Source organism: Robertmurraya mangrovi (genome assembly GCF_034427655.1).
GTDB classification, from domain to species: Bacteria; Bacillota; Bacilli; order Bacillales; family Cytobacillaceae; genus Robertmurraya_A; species Robertmurraya_A mangrovi.
Window position 1 is genome coordinate 221,757 of sequence record NZ_JAXOFX010000004.1, and the last position, 21,303, is coordinate 243,059.

10 protein-coding genes are annotated in these 21,303 nt (G+C 37.0%); 6 read left to right on the forward strand and 4 right to left on the reverse strand.

Annotated elements, in window-relative coordinates; all coding sequences use genetic code 11:
- Window position 1: 1 nt before the first annotated feature.
- Window positions 2–2,824 (reverse strand): DEAD/DEAH box helicase, encoded by a 2,823-nt coding sequence (locus SM124_RS08835; protein ID WP_322446145.1) that lies wholly within the window; start codon window positions 2,822–2,824, stop codon window positions 2–4.
- On the reverse strand, window positions 2,817–4,439 hold the full coding sequence (locus SM124_RS08840; RefSeq protein WP_322446146.1) for an SWIM zinc finger family protein: 1,623 nt from the start codon (window positions 4,437–4,439) through the stop codon (window positions 2,817–2,819). Before SM124_RS08840 ends, SM124_RS08835 begins: the two co-directional genes overlap by 8 nt.
- 514 nt (window positions 4,440–4,953) lie before the next feature.
- Here SM124_RS08840 and pulA point away from each other — a divergent pair.
- Complete coding sequence (gene pulA / locus SM124_RS08845; protein WP_322446147.1) at window positions 4,954–11,631, forward strand: type I pullulanase; 6,678 nt, start codon at window positions 4,954–4,956, stop codon at window positions 11,629–11,631.
- 100 nt (window positions 11,632–11,731) lie between these two features.
- Here pulA and SM124_RS08850 read toward each other — a convergent pair whose 3' ends face one another.
- Complete coding sequence (locus tag SM124_RS08850; protein ID WP_322446148.1) at window positions 11,732–12,301, reverse strand: transposase; 570 nt, start codon at window positions 12,299–12,301, stop codon at window positions 11,732–11,734.
- 274 nt (window positions 12,302–12,575) lie between these two features.
- Between SM124_RS08850 and SM124_RS08855 the strand changes: the two genes are divergently transcribed.
- From SM124_RS08855 to SM124_RS08875, 5 genes are all read left to right on the forward strand, one after another.
- Window positions 12,576–13,238 carry a hypothetical protein gene (locus tag SM124_RS08855; protein ID WP_322446149.1) on the forward strand — a complete coding sequence of 221 codons (663 nt, stop codon included), beginning with the start codon at window positions 12,576–12,578 and terminating at the stop codon, window positions 13,236–13,238.
- Window positions 13,239–13,252: 14 nt separating this feature from the next.
- Entirely contained in the window at window positions 13,253–14,467 is a 1,215-nt protein-coding gene (locus SM124_RS08860; RefSeq protein WP_322446150.1) for an efflux RND transporter periplasmic adaptor subunit, read from the forward strand.
- A gap of 143 nt (window positions 14,468–14,610) precedes the next feature.
- Window positions 14,611–16,575, forward strand: coding sequence for a methyl-accepting chemotaxis protein (locus SM124_RS08865; RefSeq protein ID WP_322446151.1), 1,965 nt, complete (start codon window positions 14,611–14,613; stop codon window positions 16,573–16,575).
- A 395-nt stretch (window positions 16,576–16,970) separates the two neighbouring features.
- Window positions 16,971–18,770 (forward strand): SpoIID/LytB domain-containing protein, encoded by a 1,800-nt coding sequence (locus SM124_RS08870; RefSeq protein ID WP_322446152.1) that lies wholly within the window; start codon window positions 16,971–16,973, stop codon window positions 18,768–18,770.
- Window positions 18,771–18,946: 176 nt separating this feature from the next.
- Window positions 18,947–20,452, forward strand: coding sequence for a UDP-N-acetylmuramoyl-L-alanyl-D-glutamate--2,6-diaminopimelate ligase (locus SM124_RS08875; protein WP_322446153.1), 1,506 nt, complete (start codon window positions 18,947–18,949; stop codon window positions 20,450–20,452).
- 38 nt (window positions 20,453–20,490) lie between these two features.
- Here the strand turns inward: SM124_RS08875 and SM124_RS08880 are convergent, their stop codons facing one another.
- A complete protein-coding gene (locus SM124_RS08880) occupies window positions 20,491–21,246 on the reverse strand; it encodes a BsuPI-related putative proteinase inhibitor (RefSeq protein WP_322446154.1) in 756 nt (251 codons plus the stop codon).
- Window positions 21,247–21,303 lie beyond the last annotated feature (57 nt).

A 21,303-nucleotide genomic window follows, 5' to 3' on the forward strand; every position in this document is an offset into this window, starting at 1 on the left:
ATTAAGATAGTAAAATTAAATCTCGTAGCTCATCCGTTGAAAGTTCCGTAATCCAGTTTTCACTTTGGATAATTTGATCATTGAGGGACTGCTTTTTCTCTAGCATCGCATCAATTTTCTCCTCAAGCGTTCCTATGCTAATAAATTTATGAACATGAACGAAACGTTTTTGCCCAATTCGGTAAGCGCGGTCCGTTGCTTGGTTTTCAACGGCCGGATTCCACCAGCGATCATAGTGAATAACATGATTAGCTGCGGTTAAATTTAGACCCGTACCGCCAGCTTTTAAAGATAGAAGGAACACAGGAAACTCGCGATCTTGGAAGCGGGTAATCAGTTCATCACGCTTTGCTTTCGGTACACTACCATTTAAGAACGGAACTTCAATCTTATATTTCTTTTTCAATATATTACGGATGATTTCACCCATTTCAATATATTGAGTAAAAATAAGACAGCTTTCCTCACGTTCTAAAACGGCTTCTACTAGCTCCGTTAATTTTTCAAGCTTCACGGAGCGGTCGAGTACATTTAGTGGGTTTTCTTCTTTTAAATACAATGCCGGATGGTTACATAGCTGCTTTAACCGGCTTAATAATTGTAAAATCAACCCTTTACGTTCAAAACCAGTTAATGACTCTATTTTAGCAAAGGTGTCTTGAACGAGTTGTTCGTATAAAGAAGCTTGCTCAGCTGTAAGTGGGCAGTACTCCTTCTGCTCCTGTTTATCAGGAAGATTAAGAGCCACTTCTTCATCCTTTTTCGTACGTCGTAACAGGAACGGACGAATCAAACTTTGTAAGTGCTGAATTTTTTCTTTTTCATCATCTTTTTCAATCGGAATAACAAAACGCTTTTGAAAAGTATTTAAGCTTCCTAAATATCCATGGTTCGTAAAATCAAGAATAGACCAAAGCTCTGTTAGGCGGTTCTCCATCGGTGTACCCGTTAACGCAATATGGTGTTTGCCTTTTAACTTTCTTACGGCACGGGATTGCTTCGTTTGAGCATTTTTAATATTTTGCGCCTCATCAATGGCAATCGTCCCCCAAGTAAGAGACTCAAACTCAGGCTGGTCAAGATGGGTGAGTCCATAGGAGGTTAACACTATATCTGCTTGAGCGACTTTTTCAGTGAACACCTCGCCCTTTAGACGGTTAGACCCATAATGAAGATAGACCTCCATATCAGGGGCAAATCGTTCAATCTCCTTCTGCCAGTTCCCAAGCACCGATGTTGGGCAAACAATGAGAGCGGGGTCAGTCCCCCTCTGTTGCTTTACAGAAAGTAAGTAAGAGATAAGCTGGATGGTTTTTCCGAGTCCCATATCATCAGCTAGTACGGCACCAAAGCCGTACTTTCGTAAAAATAATAGCCAGCTCATGCCAAGCTTTTGATACTCACGGAGCTCACCTTGGAAGCTTGCAGGAACTTCTTCGATCGGAATCGATTTGATATCCTGAAGCTGCTTCATCATTTGCTTCCATTGGCGGTTCATATCTATCTGGATTTTAGCAAAAACTCTTTGGTCATCTAGTTGATCTTCATCTTTTTCCTCAGAACCAAGCAGCTCTTGCTCAATTAAGTCACGGACATGTAGGCCTTCTTTATCTGCCTTTTTAATTAAATCTTGTATTTGCCTAACAAACCCCGGATCTAACTTAATCCAACGACCGCGAATAAAGACGAGCCTACGCTTTTCCTCAACGAGCTGGTTAAATTCATCCTCTGTGAGCTCAACCCCGTTCATAGAAAATCTCCAGTTGTAATCAAGCATGGCTTGTAGACCAACAAAGGATGGACGATGAGAGGAGGTAGCACCCTTCAATTTAGCCTTTACTTTTAGGTTGGCATTTTTCATCGCAAGCCACCAAGAAGGGAGGAGAATCTCAACACCTAAAGCAAGAAGCATTTCACTAGCATCCGTTAAAAATGTCCAAGCCTCATTTTCCGTTAAGTGCTTCGTAATTCCTTTTTCCCCGTCTAGCCATGGAAAAAGTTGAATCCACCTTTGTTCTTCTCGGTGAACGGAGTCAATATAGTTATTCCAAGCCTTAGGGCGGTTGGATTCGTCATATAAATCTACCACTAGATCAGTCTTCTTTTTACCACGAAGGAAGATTTCAAGATCCCATGTTCCATCTAAATCAGCAGGCTCTTCTAGTCTTAGACCAATCGTAAAAGGGACAGGATTTTCTTTCAGTCCAATCCACTCATACCACGTTTCTTCATCAAAGTAAGTAGCTAGAGCTCTAGGCGATAGAGCTTCATTTTGTAAACCTCTAATCTTTTTACCAACTGTTTCTTTCCAGTCTTTATTTCTTTCAAAATAAGAATCAAGAGAGTGGTTAAATAAATCATGGATAAACGTTTGGACGGTTAAATCCTCGTGTACCTGTTGCTCCCAGAAAGAAGGGTCAAACTCAGAGATCACTCGATCGGGTAAACTCCATCTGAATTCATCCTGCTCCCATGCTTTGAAGTCAGGTAACCAATCTTTTTCCTCAATCGCTTCATGAATCGAGTGGGCGGCAGCCAAACATATATGCCCTGTTTCATCCCAATCCCAATCAATTAAACGGTTAAATTGTTCGTTTGCTAAAAGTGTGACAACCTGCCATCCATCAATGACAACTCCAGGTACTTCATCTACCGTTGTTTCATCAATAATAGTCCCGAAAAAACTATCAGCATGACGGTTAAATAGGAGGTACTTCCAGCCAGAAGGGTCTAAATCGTCATTAAACTCGTTTTGTGCCGAGATAAAATACTGATTGCCTTCTAATTTTTTTATAAGTATTTTTAACAGCCTTGTTTTAAGCATTGATTAGCTTGCCCCTTTGACATTCTTCGTGAAATGCTCGTAGACGCTTTGTTCTCTCTAATAGACTTTGGAAAAAGTACTCCCAATCGTCTAATCGTTTTAGTTTTTTATAAATCGTTTTGATTTTTTTAAGTTCTCGAACGGCTTGGCGATAGTTCCCTCTATTTTTAAAACTAATATGCTTTTGAATTGATTGATGATAGAGAGGGAGGAGGACCTCAGGATTCTCCTTTTGTAGCTCTTTAATTTTGTCTTTAGATATACTAGTCATATCTAAGCCAATGAATGCCTGCAATTCTCCCCATTTCTCAAAAGATCTTTGAGTGAACAATAAGTCCTCATAATCTCGGAAACTATAAGGGAGAGTTTGCAAAAGGGCTTTCTCATATAAATCCATTTTGTTCGTTTCCGTACAGTAGGAGGAGATAATTCGGTTAGCCCATCTAGTAAAATCAAAGCAAGCATACGTATCTCCAAGTTCAGCTAAATAGCCTCTCAACTGGGAAATAAATTCTTCAATATATGGCCCCATACGTTTGTTGTCTTTTTGAAGTCGTATATAATCTAGCCACACTAGCATATAAGGGGTGATGTGATTCTTAATATCCTTAATCATGATTAGAGCTTCTTCATCTCTTTTTAACAAAAGATGTTGATGAATAATTCCTACTCGTAATGGGATACTGTCCATTCTCTTAAAGTAACCTTCTAGCTTCTGCAGTTCATCTTCTCGCCAGTTCTTCTTTTTAAAAAGCTGAGTCCAAAGAGTCATGTAAAGTTGGGTGCGCTCGTACTCCAATTCCAGTTCATCTGTTAAAAGAACCGTTGAGTCATCTTTCATCTTTTCAATAAATTCATCAAAGGCAAATGGAAGGGCTTGAACACTCAGGCGTCCAATGTATTCCTCAATATGATCAATAATAGAAAAGAAGATGTCTTGATAGTAGCGCTTCATATCACTCCTAGAATGGCCAAGTTCCATACTTAAGTGTAAAAGTTTGTGAAAGGAGTGGATATAAGCCACAAGCAAATAAAGGTTTTTCCATTCCTGCTCAACCGGAGCCCCTGCAGTTAATCTTTTTATATAGATTGAAAATAAGTCAGAAATAACATAAGGTTTTGGATCCTTTAGCCCCTGTATAATAGCAAGAAAGCTCTCATCAAAAGTCTCTTTCCACTTTTCATAGTTCGGCTTTAAAACTCCAGTTGACTTTAATAAGTCCTTTGCACGCTGCAATCCCCAGACTTGAGCGGATTTCTTAGCTGCGATAGGTTGTCTCCACTTTTCTACCCACTCGGTTACACTTCCAATGTGGGAGTATGCAGCGAAAAAGACCGCCAATTGATGACGACAAAAATCCTCTTGCGGACAGGAACATTCACTCATTCGGAGAAAATTTAAATCAAGGGAAACCTGAACAGGAGTAACATCCTGAACAGTAGCTAAGACTGACTCATTTTCAAATTTTAATTTCGTGACAAGTCCTTGGCGATATAAAAGAAGCCCTTTCTGAACAAGCTTTACCTCTTCTTCAATGTCAGACCTAAGAATGGAATTAAATTCAGTTGCCGCTTCTTCAAGCAACCTTTGATATTTTTCTGGAATTTCAGGCATCTCCTAAACCTCCGTCTCTAAAGACTTTGAAAAACGTTTTTATATAATAAAAACCATGTTTGATTCGTGTCTTATGTAAAAGGTCTCTAAAAAACCTCATTCCTTTATTATAACTAAAATATGGGTTATAAATAAACCATCATTTTAATTGTAGGTGACAGGCACCTGAAATCAATTTGTAATCATATTTTGGGTGCCTGTCACCTGTAATGTTTTTGTAATAAAGTAGCATTTTACTATTATGGTCAGTATATAAAATCTATAAACCTATAATAGGTAAATGACCCTATCAATCTTAAAAAATCTTGTCACAATATGCCGGAGAAATGCCTCTTTTATCACATTGTATGGGCCTTTTTAAAGTGATAATCTTAGTTTAGTAGTCTAAATGAAAACGTTTGCACAACGTTTGTAGGAAAAAATAATTGTTGTAGTTTTTTTACCCTTAAATGCAAACGTTTGCACAAACCTACCTAATTTGGACGAACCAAAAACTAAAGGAGGAGAGTACAACTTGAGTAAACCAAGGATAAGAGCGTTCTCTATTGTTATGGTCTTTGCCTTAATTTTACAACTTTTTTCGGGCATAGCTCCTTATGCAAACGTTAGCGCTCAGACAGAAACTAAAAGCCCGATTATTCATGATGATGGAAGTGTCACTTTTAATTATGTTAGTAAAGGTGAGACGGCTGTATTTGTGGTAGGGAGTTTTACAGACTGGGATACTGCTAAAGCAATTGAAATGACCAAGCAAGATGAGATTTACACTGTAAAGATCCCACCTCTAGAAAAAGGAAATTATGAATATAAATTTTTATTAAATAATAGAAGCTGGGATGAAAACACAACAGATCCACTTAACTCTCAAACGAGCGGCGGAAACTCAGCGTTTACGATCGGAGAAAAAGCTCCTGTAACAGAAAGCCCAGTTATCAATGCTGACGGAACCACTACATTCAAATTTACAGGTGATGCAAATCGTGTTCGCGTAGCCGGCAGTTTTACAAGCTGGCAAGACGGTGCAAAGGATATGACCAAGGTGGATGGTGTTTGGCAGTTAACGTTTGAACTTGCACCAGGTACATATCAATACAAATTTATTTTAGATGAAGGCAATTGGATTACAGATCCAGGGAACTCTAAAGAACTAGATGGAAACTCCGCCCTTTATGTACCAGGACTTATCGTTACTTCTTCTAATAACGTAGAAAAAGGAAAATCTCTTGAACTAACAGCAAAAATGCTAGATCAGAGCGGCCGAGAATCTGCTGCTACTCCACAATGGAGCATAAAGGATGAGAGAGCAGGCATCACTTTAACAGATAACGTGATAAAAGTAGATTCATCTTATGAAGTAAAAGCTGACGATACCGTAACGGTTCAAGCTACTCAAGACGGTAAATCAGCAGAAAAAGTAATCAATATTTTAAATCAAACTTACAGCTACACGATCAATTACTACCGTTTTGATGGAAATCAAAGCAATTGGGATATGTGGTTATGGGAGGATGGAAAAGAAGGTGCAGCCTATCCTTTTACTAGTACTACAGAGGATGGCTTTGCAACCGCAACGGTGGAGTTCTCATCGAACCAACTAAATATTATTCCTAGACCAGGTAACTGGACCACACAAGATCTTACTAGAAAAATAGAAATCAAAGAAGGCAATTCAATAGAAGTTTGGATCGTTCAAGATGTACAAGAAATCTATTACCAAAAACCAGACCTATCCGCTTCTGTTCAAGCAGCTTTAATGGATTCTTTACAAGAAATCAACGTAAAAGTAAACAAAAATTTAGCAGACAGCACAACATTTAAGCTAATGGATGTTGAGGCAAATCAAGAAATTCCAACTACTGTAACAAAATTAAGCAATGACAAAGTTAAGCTAACAATCCAAGATCCAACACAAGTCGATGTTAGAAAAGTCTATGAAGTTCAGGCAACAGGCTACGCAAGCAAAAATGTTACGATGCGTAATGTATTGAACGATGACATGTTCTACTATGGTGGAAATGATTTAGGATTCACCTATTCGTCATCTGGCACAACCTTCAAGCTTTGGGCACCTACAGCTAAAAATGTAAGCGTTGCCTTATACGATGATCAAGGGAATTATGAAGGTCCGTTCGTAAGAGATAATACAGGCGGCCAAGAAACAGAAATGACTAGAGCGGAAAACGGAGTATGGTCAACAACTCTAAATGGAGACCGAGCAGGCAAGTACTACCTTTATAAAGTAGAGTTTGCTGACGGAACGGTAAACTATGCGGTTGACCCATATGCAGTTTCAACGTCTCCAAACGGTCAAAGAACTGCGATTATCGATCTATCAAGCACGAACCCTAGTAATTTCAAGCCACAAGAAAAACCAACTTTAGTTTCACCAACAGAAACAATCCTTTATGAGCTACATGTAAGAGATTTCTCTATTGATGAAAACTCTGGTATGACGAACAAAGGAAAGTATAAAGCTTTCACAGAAACAGGCACGAAAGGTCCAAACGGTGTAAAAACGGGAGTAGATTCACTAAAAGAATTGGGTATTACTCACGTTCACTTACTACCATCCTATGATTTTGGTTCAGTTAACGAACTAACAGTAGATGATCCGAATTCTTCAGACCCTAAATTTAACTGGGGCTATGACCCGATCCATTTTAACGTACCTGAAGGCTCTTACTCTACAAATCCAGCAGATCCAACTTCTAGAGTAAAAGAATTCAAAGAAATGGTGCAGGCATTACATGATCAAGGAATACGTGTTGTCATGGATGTGGTGTATAACCATACGTACATGCCTGAAAGTACACAACTTAAAGGTGGTTCACCTTTTGATTTAATCGTTCCTGGCTACTATTATCGTACAGATAATGAAGGGAAAATTACGAACGGATCAGGTACAGGAAATGAAGTCGCTTCTGAAAGACCAATGATTCGTAAGTACATTAAGGATTCGGTTAAGTATTGGGCAAAAGAATATGGTGTAGATGGATTCCGTTTTGACTTAATGGGATTAATCGACCGCCAAACGATGTCTGAGTTAACAAAAGAGTTAAAAGAAGAAGTGGACCCTACGATTTTGATTTACGGTGAGCCTTGGACAGGTGGATCGACTAGCTTAGATGCTGCTTTCCAAAACTTTAAAGGCACACAAAAAGATCAAGGATATGCCGTATTCAATGATAATCTTCGTGGAGCGATTAAAGGCGGAAGCGATGATAACAGTACAGGCTTTGCAACAGGTTCAGAAGGCAGAGAAAATGATATCGTCACGGGCTTAAAGGGTGCGATTACTGATTTTACAAACCGTCCTTCTGAAACGATTAACTATGTAACGGCACATGATAATTTAAATCTTTGGGATAAATTGATGAAAATTGCTGGAACAGACATCAGCAAGGATCCTCATGCCAGCATTACGGAAGCTAATGTTTTAGATAATGAGCATGTAAAACGCAGCTTACTAGCGAATGGAATTGTCCTTACTTCTCAAGGTATTCCTTTTATCCATGCGGGTGAAGAAATGCTTAGAAGTAAATACGGTGACCATAACAGCTATAAGAGCTCAGACGAAATCAATAAAATTCGCTGGGAATTAAAAGACCAATATCAACCTGTATTTGATTATTATAAAGGCTTAATTGAACTAAGAAAAGCTCATCCAGCTTTTAAAATGAACTCGAAAACAACGATTGAGCAGAACCTACAAGTAACAAAAGCAAACGAAAATGTAGTGGCTTATGAACTGAAGAATTTTGCGAATAACGACACTTGGAAAAATATCGTTGTCATCTATAATGCGAATCAAACAGCAAAAGAAGTAAGCTTACCTTCAAACCGTGAGTGGAATATTGTCGTTGACCACACAAGTGCAGGAACAGATACGATCCGCACAGTAACAGGCGACAAAGTTTCAGTAGAACCACTTTCTATGATGGTTTTATATGATGAAAAAGAAGCAGATTACACAGCTGAAGTAACAAGTGTTGACCTAAACACAACGGATTTTGCTATGAACCCTGGTTCTTCCAAAACAATCTTAGCTTATGTAAAAGATCAAAAAGGAAGAATCATGACTGACCAAACGGTTGAATGGTCCACTTCAAACGAAGACGTAGCAACAGTTGTAAACGGAAAAGTGACTGGAGTGAAAAATGGTACTGCAACGATTACAGCAGCAGTAGGTAGCGTAAAAGCATCTGTTGAAGTATCGGTGGCAACCCTTGCTCCTAAAACGATTACGATTTCTGGTGATAAATCTGTCTATGAAACTTACTCAACCCAACTAACAGCTCTTGTCCGTGACCAGTTCAATCAAGAAATGTTAGGCTCTAAAGTAACTTGGAAGTCATCCGACACATCCGTTGCAACGGTTGATGGAACAGGGAAAGTTTCAGGAATTAAACCAGGTAGCGTAACCATCACGGCTACCGCAGGAGACGCTACAGCTTCACTAGAATTAACGGTAAAAGAAAACGTCCAACGTTATGTCAGAATTAAATACGTTCGACCAGACCAAGATTTTAAAGAATGGAATATTTGGGTTTGGAACACAGGCGTGAAAAATGATCAAATTGACTTTACCGAATTTGATGGTGACACAGCGATTGCAAACATTGAAATCGCACCAACAACCGAGTCCATTGGCTTCCTAATCCGTAAAGGCACAGACTGGAGCACAGCAAAAATTTCTCCAGATAGTGATGACCATAATATAAAAATTGACCGTGACGAAGTAATCACAAAGGTAACGGTTGTAACTGGTGTACCTGGCCAAACCGTCGTACCTGCCGTTAAAGGTCCCGTTTTAGAAGATGGAAACGTAACCTTCTTCTATCGTGATGAAGCTTTATATCAAAAAGATGAAATGCATACGATTGATAACGTAAAGGTAAAAGTAGCAGGAAAAGAATATGCAATGACGTATAACGAGAAAAATGAGTACTTCTCTTATAAGCTAGAAAACATAGATCCTGGTTCGTATGAATACAGCTTCTTATTAACCAAAGCGGGAGAAACAACCGAAGTAACTGACCCGAAAAATACGAAAGATGGCAAGTCTGTTATCACTTACACATTGCCAAAAGTAAGTATTGAAGCAGCGGTAAATCCTGCTCAAATTTCACACAACGAAAATGCGGTTCTTTCGGTAAATGTTACGACCGAAGAGGAAGTTTCATTTAAAGAAATGTATGTAGATTTAACTCCGCTTGGAGGAAAATCAAAAGTAAATATTGACCCAGCGGTGGGTGCAGTAACAATTGCAGCAAGCGATTCAATCCCAGCTGGAATGAAAACATTAAGTGTGACAGTCGTAGATGAGTTTGGTAACAAACACAAACAAATAGCTAGCGTAGATGTAAAAGCAAGAACGTACCAAGGAAAGCTAGACTTCGATTGGGATGAAGCACGCATTTACTTCATGTTAACAGACCGCTTCTTAGACGGTGACAAGAGCAACAACCATCCACTAGGATATGATCCAAACCATGATGAAGCCTACCATGGCGGAGACTTCCGAGGAATTATCAACAAGCTAGATTATCTAGAAGACCTAGGAATCAATACGATCTGGATTTCACCAATTGTAGATAATATTGACTTCAACAAAGGTGCAGATTTTAAAACAAAAGATGGTCTAGAAGCAAAGCAGTATGCCTACCACGGCTATTGGGCAAAAGATTTTACAAAGATTGACGAAACACTAGGTGACCTTGAAACCTTCAAAGAGCTAATCGATAAAGCGCATGCTCGCGGAATGAAAATCATGGTGGACATTGTACTGAACCACACAGGTTACGGTATGAACAAAATTAAAGATAATTGGAAAGACTTAGAGGGCTTACCAACAGAAGAAGAAAGAGCCGTCTTTAAAGATATGCTACGTACTGTAAATGAAGACCCAACAGTGCGTGGTGAACTGGATGAACTGCCTGACTTTAAAACAGAAGACCCTGCTGTTCGTGACCAAATCATCAAATGGCAAACAGCATGGCTAGAAAAAGCAAGAACAGCAAGCGGCGGAACCATAGACTACTTCCGTGTAGACACAGTGAAGCACGTGGAAGAAGCAACTTGGATGGCGTTCAAGAACGAACTGACGAAAATTGATCCAAACTTCAAGCTAATTGGCGAGTATTGGGGAGCAAGTATCTCTAATGACGGTGGCTACCTAGGCACAGGTCAAATGGACTCCCTATTAGACTTTGATTTTAAAGAAAAAGCGAGAGACTTTGTAAATGGAAACATTGACGGAGTAGAATCCTATTTAACAGAACGTAACAATAAACTAAACAGCTCTCACATGCTAGGACAATTCTTAAGCAGCCATGACCAAGATGGCTTCCTATCCGAGTATGTAGGTGGAGATGTAGGAAAACTAAAAGTTGCAGCAGCCCTTCAAATCACATCTAAAGGCCAACCGGTCATATACTACGGAGAAGAGCTAGGAAACTCAGGCAAATCAAGTTGGGTATCCAACAACGGTGTCATCTCTGAGTTTGGTAAAAACCGTGCAAGCATGCCTTGGGATAAATACGAAAGCAAAGACGCAGCAACAGTCGACCTACACGACCACTATGCAAAACTATTAAACATCCGTGCTGACTACTCAAAAGTATTCTCTAAGGGTGCTAGAACAAAAGTAGCCGGTGGAGACGCTGACAAATATGTTGTTATTGAAAGAGAATACAACGGTGAGGCTATCTACGTTGGTATGAATACAACGGCGGAGGCTAAGCAAGTAACAGTTCCGGTAGACTTTGCAGCTGGAACAAAAGTGCAAGATGTATACAGCGGTAAAAAGTATAGTGTTAACGAGAATAAAGAAGTAATCGTTGACCTTGCATCACGCAATGATGGTGGTACGTTTATCCTTGCTGCGTCAAAAGGTGATGACGATGGCGGAGAAGACAAAGATACGACTCCACCAGCAAAACCAGAAGTAGACAAAGTAACAGATAAAGACCCTCAAGTAAGAGGAACAGCAGAAGAAGGCAGTACTGTTTACGTGAAAGTAGGAAATAAAGTAATAGGAACGGCAGAAGCGAAGAATAAAGGTAAGTTCCATGTGAAGCTTGATAAGCAGAAGGTTGGTACAGTGCTGACTGTTTATGTGGTTGATCTGGCTGGGAATAAGAGTGAGGATGTATTGGTGAAGGTTGAGAGTAAACATCCTTTGAAAAAGTAAATAGGTAATGAAAAAGATGAGTGGAAAGTATTCTACTCATCTTTTTCAAAATTATTAAAGGTGACAGTCACCTTTAACGTATTTGTAATAAAATATCTTTTTATCTATATGGGTTTTTTAACTTGTGTTGTACCCAATTATGATACTCCATTTTTCTTTGTTCCTCAGTTTGTCCAGGAAAAAAATTAAGTAAAGGTTGGAAATTTAGAAACGGTGGCGAGGAGGAAGAACTATTGTGGAAAAAATAGTAACTAGACCAGGGATAATCTTGAGGATCCTCTACAATACTAGCTTCTAAAGGATTCAAATGGATGTAGCGACTCACTTCTGCAATGCCTAAATCATCATAAATTGGCTTACTAAAAAAACGTTTTTCAAACAGATGTCCTGTAACTTTATATCGATAATTGTAGTAATCCGAATATGATTTATTAATTCTACTCATGATAGAAGACAAACTAGCTTCTTTAGATCTTAGAAGTAAATGATAGTGATTAGACATAAGACAATAACTAGTAATTTCTATAGCATGATTCCTATGGATGTAGCTTAATAACCTTAAAAAATACATAAAATCGCGATTGCCTCTAAACAAGTAATCTCTCCAATTCCCCCTACTTGTTACATGATGAAAATGTTCAGGACTCCAGATCCGTTTGGCTCTTCCCATTTCTAACCTCCTTATAATATTTCTAAAATATTTCAGGTGACTGTCACCTTTAATATATTCGGTATATATTCTTAGGAACCCTTTTGATATATTCACTAGTCTAAATTATTTAGTAGGATAGTAGATTGTTACATAGGTATTACAGAAATGTAATAATTACATTGCAGGTGACTGTCACCTTTAAAAATGCTGTCATATTTTTTCCAATTCATTCACTTTTCGGTTAAAATAGACAAGGACAAACAATAAAAGACAAACCAGTTGGAGGATAAAAATGTACTACCAAGTTCAGCTTCTTCGCAGTCTGTTTCAGCCTTTCGTTTATTCGTATCAACTCAAGCAAGCGGAACGAATCGAGGGTATATGGGGACGAACTGTTCTCTTAATGATAATAACCATAATAATATCAAGCATCAGTGCTTATTTTGGAATTGGAAACGAGATACTTTCAAACAAAATACATGAATTAACTCCAGAACAATTTGAGATAATGAAAGTGTTTTTTGCATTAGGACAAGTACTAAATGGGATTGTGATTACAGCGCTTTATATCTTTTTCCCATCTCTATTAATTTGGTTATTTGCAGACATTGAATATAAAAAACTAGTAATTATACAACTATTAGTCGTAACAATCTTACTTTTTGAAAAATTAATTATAATCCCTTTGCATCTATTTCTTGGAATAGATCAAGATTCTTCACCGTTCTCTTTCGGAGTAATGGCACAATACATAACCAACTACAAACTAATCATCTATTTTCTTTCAGCTATTACGCTCTTTAAAATATGGGCGATAGTTATCCAGTATAAATACTTAAAATCAATGTCTCAAAAAAGCCCAGCTTTCATTCTAGTTATTCTACTATCTATTAATTTATTATTCTGGGTGTTCAATGCGTTATTCTCATACATTCAATTTGAAAAGCTCATCTAAGGGGGTGCTCATAAATGAAATGGAAATACTGGCTGCTTACGATAGTGACAGCCTTATTCATTCTATCCAATCTCTATTTAATATTTAAAAAGGATAGTGAGATTAGTAGATTAAATTACATAGAAAATTGGACTAAAGTTGAGGGAATGACACTAGTTGATTCTAAAAAAGGGACTGGTAAAATAACTCCTGTTGAAGAACAGCATATTTATCATCAAGCAAAAAGTGGCGAGTTTAAACAATTCCTAGTTAAGGAAGGGGAGGAAGTAGAAGTAGGTGCAGCACTTCTAGAATACTCACCATCAGAGATTGAAAGAGATCTTACAAAATTACAGAGTGAAAAATCAACATTAGAGCAAGAGCTATCGGCACTAACAGTCAATATTAGTCAATTACAAACTCTGCAACAAAGCATGTCCCAAAAAGCAACATCCGATAAAGAAAAAGGAAACAAAGTACAGAATGAACTTTTATCGGATTCAATTCTGGCAGAAATATATGAAAAGGAAAGACAGAAAAGTAAAGTTGAAGGTAAGATAGCTGAATACGAACAAATTATTACCGCAGCAACCGAAGGCTTAACGACACTAACGGTAAATAGCAATCTGGGAGGCACAATAAAAGAGGTTAATCCCACCTTAAATAATCCTATCATAACTATTTATTCAGACGAGCAGCAAATTGAAGGGTTAATGTCTGAAGAGGAAGTACAGGAATTATCTGTAGGTATGAAGGTTATTGCTACTTCTGAACATTTAAGCAAAAGTTTCGAAGGAACGATTTCTCAAATATTTACAGTTCCTGTTGAGGAATCTAACGAAAAAAAGAGCCAATATCGTTACATTATTCAACTTGAAGAAATTCCTGAAGAAAAATTACCTTATGGTTCACATGTAGAGCTAAAAATAATTAAACGAGAAGCAATAGATGCCTTGTCGATTCCATTTAAATCACTAAGAAAAGGAAACGAGATTTATGTATTTGCCCTTGATAAGGATGGAAGCATCAATAAACGTTTAGTTAAAACAGGGATACAAGTAAATAATAATCTTGAGGTAATGGGAGAGATTGAAGCGGGAGATATAATAGTTTCTAACCCAAAAGGAGTAAAAAATGAGTCCCCTTATTTTACCCCATTAAAAACGAAACATTGGAGTAAAGAAGCTATTCAAAAACTGGGTAAAAGAGCTTTACTTAAATCAATGGCAAAGGGGTTTTTAATCAAATAAAAAATACTGGTGCACAACCAGTATTTTTTTGTGCAATAAATGTCGAAAAAACGGATAATTTGTATTGAAGAATTTGGAAGTGTTAGTTAATATAAGAATAAAGTTTTAGGTAATTATACTTATATAATATAGGGGGACAAGTCTTGAACTCAATAAAGGTCAAACTCTTTACTATTTTACTTCTAGTTTCAATTATTCCATTATTATTAAGTAGTACAATATTATATTTTACAAACAATCAAGGATTTTCAAAAATATCTTCTAATAATCAAAGTGCAACTAAAGACTCTGTGCAAAATCAGCTAATTAGGGTGTCAGGAGGGTTACTAGATCTAACAAAAATTTATGCAGATAATCCTGAAGTAGTTGAAGCCTTCAAAAGTGGGAACCACGAGGTCATGGACGAAGCTATTACTCCAATCTTCAACCAGTTAAAAGAAGAGCACAAGCTAGATGTGTTTGAACTTGGAGGTAAAGACGGAGTAGTTTTATTTAGAGGCCATAACCCCGAGAAGTTTGGGGATGACAAGAGTGACAAGCTAGCAATTCAAGCCGCTTTAAAGGGTCAGGAAATCTCAGGTTTTGAGTTTGGAAGTAGTGGTCTTGCTGTACGTGCTTTTACCCCGATTAGACATAACAACGAAGTAATTGGAACACTTCAAACAGGTCTCAATAGTCAGTTCGTGAAATCTATTACAGATACGTTGAAGGGTGTAGAATTAAACATTTTAAACGCAGAAGGCGAAATTCTTGTTTCTTCGGAAGAAAATAATGTAGGTAACACTTTAAAAAGCGACTCCGCCCTAACAAAAGTACTGTCTGGTAAGGAACTTACTAAAGAGAGTGGAAATATCCTAGAAACATTTTTGCCAATGTATGATCCAACCAATACAGAAGTGATAGGAGCTATCCTAATTAGCCAAGATGAAACTTTATTAAATCGTATCCAGAAACAAGTTGGTAACATATCCCTTTTAATTGGAGTATTAACCGTTGTAATTGTATCAACTATAGCTTGGGTACTAAGCAATGGTTTTTCAAGACCGATTCAACTTGTTACAGAACAAATGAAAGAAATTTCAAAAGGAAATTTAAATGTAAACTTTACTATTAATCATAGAAAAGATGAAATAGGGCAACTCATTCAATCAGCATCTGAAACTCAAACGAATCTAAGAGAGTTGATTCAAAAAATATCTAATGTATCGAATGTAGTAAAAGATCAAAGCTTACATATGCTGAAGTCTTCAAACGAGATAGCAGAAGGAAGTAGCCAGGTAGTTTCAACCATGCAAGAACTCTCAGCTGGCGCAGAATCCCAAGCTGACTCAACCGTTGATTTATCACAGATTGTTCATGACTTTTCTACAAAAATTGTTGAGGTCACTAATAACGGTAACGAAGTCTCTACATCAGCTAATACTGCATTAATTTTAACAACTAGAGGCAAAGAATTAATGGATTCTTCCGTTCAACAAATGAAAAAAATTCATCAAATTGTTGACCGATCTGTAAATCAAGTTGTGGGCTTAGATCAAAAATCTAGTGAAATTACTAATCTAGTGAAAGTCATTCAAGATATATCCGATCAAACGAATCTATTAGCATTAAATGCAGCAATAGAAGCGGCAAGAGCAGGAGAACATGGGAAAGGCTTCGCAGTTGTTGCTAATGAAGTTAGAAAGTTAGCTGAACAGGTTTCACTTTCAATTATTGATATCAAAGAAATAGTAGACGGAATAAAAACAGAGTCACAAAAAGTCACTTCCTCACTAAAAGAAGGCTTTGCACAAGTAGAATCAGGTACACAACAGATAAACACTACAGGACAGACGTTTGAAGAAATAACACACTCTATATCGAGCATGATGAAAAAAATTGCGCAAAATACAGAAGGTTTACAAGAAATAAATGAAGAGACAGCCAAAGTTGATGCGTTTATCGATAGAATTTCATCGGTCGCTCAAGAGTCTGCAGCAGGAATTGAACAAACAACCGCATCTGCACAACAAACCAGTAGGTCTATTGAAGAAATAGCACAAAATGCTAACACACTAGCAAAAATGTCAGAAGACTTACAAAAACTTGTAAGCAACTTTAAAATCTAATATTACAAAAGTGTTGCAGGTGACAGTCACCTGCAACACTTTTGTAATTCTACTTCTGATACAAGGGCATATTGGTAGGGGTTTTTAGTGCTTTTCAATTCACACCAACCATTTTTATAGATATAGACGACGACATAAGGTTCATTGTTATAGATCACTGCTTTACCGTGCTCCATAAAACTCTACATCCTCCGATACTCTTTTTTACCATTATAAAATTCCTTTATGTATTTTAATAAATAAGTTTGTAAAGATTTTGTAATTTTGTATATTTTTATAGATCCTTTTGCTTAAGAACAAAAATGGATAATATTTATTACTCCCGATTTTTCCAGCTTACTGGTATTCTATATTTATAAATATCATTCTATAAATATATGTGGGGAGTTAAATAAGTGAGTAGGACAATTAAAATACTTTTATCATTTATATTGTTTTTGTCGTGTGTGCAAGTTCCTTTTCAAAATGCAAAAGCTTCATCTTCTTCAGAGCCAGTAATCAGCGTAAAGCTAAAGAACTTTCTAAAAGATCAAACTAAGATTACGATAAAGCCAACAGGGGATTATCTTATTACCGGGTCAAAGATGACTCTCAAAAGTGAACAAACCTATTCACTGAAATATGAAAAGTCTGAATTAAATCTTTATCATGGTACTAAGTTAATAGGTACATATAATACAATGATTGCTACCCCTGTAAAAGAAAACAACAGTCTATCAGTAAATAGTCGACCATACGCTGGTCAATTCGAATTTACTACAGAGAAGGTTGGAACGAAAACCTATATAAGACCAATCAACAAGGTAAAAATGGAAACCTACTTAAAAAGTGTGGTTCCCCATGAAATGTACGGATCTTGGCCAATTGAAGCTTTGAAAGCACAGGCAGTGGCCGCTAGAAATTATGCCATAACTCGAGTAGGGAAAACGATTGATGATACAATTAACTACCAAGTATACGGTGGGCTCCAAGGCCACTACCCTAATTCAGACCGTGCTGTAGAAGAGACTACAGGATATGTGTTAAAAGATGGTGATAAATTAGCTCAAACCCTGTACTCAGCTAGTAATGGAGGGGTAACAGAATCTAATAAAAATGCATGGGGTGGTTCTCCTTTATCTTATTTATTAATCAAAGATGATACTTTTGACCCGAAAACGGTTTGGAATATTACAATTAATAAAATCCAAGTTGATCTTACAGACAAGGATCTAGAAAAGCCAGAAGATTGGTGGGATGCAACTTTAGAAAAAGATAAAAAAATCACCGACAACATAAAAAAATGGCTAATAGCAAGTGAATATAATTATATCGAGAAAGAAATAAAAGTGCTCTCCATTCCAACATTAGAACTTACAGAACCAACTAGTGGGGGAAGAGTCTCTAAAGGCTCTATTACTTTAAAATATTTAGTTAAGAACAGGGATGGTAGCCTAGAACAAGTAAATAAAGAATATAAAAATGTTAGTTCTACTAGATTACGCAGCATGATTGGTAATAGCATCATGCTTAGTTATTTAGTTGACAGTGTAAATGAAACAACGAAAACTTTTAAAGTAGAAGGCCGTGGGAATGGACACGGAGTAGGATTAAGCCAATGGGGTGCTATGTATAGAGCAAAAGCTGGACATAGTTTTGAAAAGATACTGAAGTTCTATTATCCAGGGACCACATTAACTAAATTATATAGTAAAGCACCAACCCCTGATACAAAGCCACCTATCATTAAGGACATTAAAGGAGCCTATGATTCAAAAACGAATAATGTGAATATTTCATTCAACCTTAATGAAAAAACAAAAACGACTGTTTATATAAAAGATAACAACAGTAAAATGGTTTCAACATTAGTGAAGGATAAATCATACAATAAAGGTACTATCAAACTTCCGTGGAATGTCTCAAAAATAAAGAATGGCACCTATACAATCGTTATAAAATCAGCTGACACGAGTGGAAATAAAAGTTCAGCAACGAAAAAATATAAATTAAGTAAGTCAAAGTACAAAACAGGAAAAATAACAGCAACTACATTAAACATTCGTCAAAAACCAACTACTTTGTCTAAAGTAGTTGGAACAGTGAAAAAAAACCAGACGGTAACGATCTATTCAAAGACAGGTTCATGGTACAAAATTAAATATGGCAAGGTAACAGGCTATGTACATTCTAAATATGTAACAAATATTAAATAATTTTTTGAAATAAATTAAAAAATTTTACAGCGAGTAGAATCCCAGAGACCATTCTTTGGGATTTTTTTCGTATCTCCTTAAACCTTGAATAATTCTAATAGATTTTAGGAAAGCTATGTAAGTGAGTGCAAATTAAACCAAGTAGCAAGTGAAGAAGGGATAAAGGGGTATAAGCGATGCATTTAATAAAGTTGTTGGAGGCCATAGAGGAGATTAATGTAAATCGGGACTCCACAATGATTGACATACATATTACCGGAATAGCAGTTGATTCTCGAAAAGTGGAAAAGGGAAACTTATTTATAGCCATATCAGGATACGAGACTGACGGGCATAAATATATTGAAGATGCAGTAAAAAGAGGGGCGGTTGCCGTTATTGGAGAGCACCAGACAATCAACACAACCGTTCCCTTATTTATTGTAAAAAACAGTCGGGAAGCACTAGGGAAGATATCTAGTATGTTTTACAATTATCCATCAAAAAAACATAAAGTAATTGGAATTACAGGAACAAATGGAAAAACCACTACCTCTTATCTACTAAAACATATTCTTGAAGCAGCTGGTAAATCATGTTCATTAATTGGAACGGTCTCCTATATTATTAACGGTGAGGTTTACAAACCAACCAACACGACTCCAGATGCCCTACAAATTCAAACCCTTTTATCTAAAAGTGAAGATGAATTCTTTATTATGGAAATATCGTCTCACGCTCTTAAGCAGTCAAGAATAGAGGGGATTGGACTTGATTATGGGATATTCACAAATCTTTCCCATGATCATTTAGATTATCACGAAACGATGGAGCAGTATTTTGAAGATAAGTCTATCATGTTTAATCATTTAAAAGAGGATGGAAAAGCTATAATCAACGAAATTTGCCCGTGGGGAAAAAGACTAGCAAAAAAATTACATATCCCAATAAGGACCCTTGGAAGTCAATCTTTTGAAGTGCACAATGAAGACAATAAAAAAGATGGCTACCACGGCTGTATCTTAAAGGACATCCAACTCCAAGGAAAAGTCAATTTTACTTTATGTATGAACGGTGAGAATTATAAGATATTTTACCCCTTCCCAGGACTTCATAATATTTATAATGCTGCAATAGCATTTTTGACGGCAGTTGAAATGGGAATTGAACCTATGGTTGTTATAAAAGCTCTTGCATCTTTTCGAGGAGCACCAGGGCGTTTTGAAATCATACATCACCCGTCAGGAGCCATCTTTGTGGTGGATTACGCTCATACAAAGGATGCATTTGAACACTGCCTAAACAGTGCTAAACAACAAGGGGCTAAGCGGATTACACACATTTTTGGATTTCGGGGGGCGAGAGATTCATCTAAAAGAGTGGATATGGTAAAAACCTCTGCCAAGCATTGTGACGCTGTCTTACTAACGTTAGATGATTTAAATGGAGTTTCGGAAAATGAAATTAGTGAGGAATTAGTCAACCTAAATTTATATCATTGTCGAGGGAAGGGAAAGGTTCAATTAGATCGTACTCTTGCTATACAACAGGCTTGGGAAACAGCAGAAGAAGGTGATTGGGTTTTTATTACGGGCAAGGGACTTGAGGAATACGATCGAGAGTTTACTTTACCTGCTAGGTCAGACAAAGAGGTTATCCTGTTGTTAAAAGAAAATGATAAAACAGAAGAAAAAATCATATAAAAACACCGATTCGTCAGATAATCGGTGTTTTTTAACTATCACTTTGCTATTTTCTCTGCACCAACGATGTTTTTTTGACCGTTCGCTAAATACAACTTAATGTGCACTTTATCTGGTGTATCTAAGTTTTGTTTTTCAGCAAGCTCATTAAAAAACTCTTTGACCGACTCCGATAATCGCATAGCTTCAATATCTCCTGCATCGTTTAAAACTTCAATAGAATTTCCGTCTTGTAACCCGTTAAACGTGACGGTTTCTTCTAGCATTTCAACTTTAGTTTCTTCTGCTTTTCCAATAATAACAGGGAACGATTCTTTTAATTTCTCTCCACCAAGAGCTGAAGAAACTACTTCTACCGTATATTCACCTTCATCTAATTGAGGTACAGCTTCTGAAAGGTCAATCTCAGAATCAAAAAATTCACCTTTTTTAAGTGTCTTCTCCGTCATCATCTCACCAAACATTTTATCAGCTGAATAAGTGTATACAACTTGGTTATTATTATCTTTAATTACATAATCAAACCGTTGGGTACTGCTGAACTTAACATTTACCTCTTCATCTTGGTCATTTCGTAAAGAAAATTTATATGTCAGCTTCCCATCAATAATTTGTCTAGTTAGGACAGTACTCAGTTTTAGTTCTTCTACATGTGTACCCGTGTCAGTGGGTGACTCGACTTTTGAACCGGTTGTTGGCGCACTACCTGTATCAGTTGTTGAACCGCAAGCACTTAATGCTCCTAATAAAAAGACAGAAGATAATACTGTTGCAATCTGTTTATTTAATTTCATGTTTAACACCCTATCTAATATGTTTTATAGGCCCTATATTAGATTAGACGACATTTT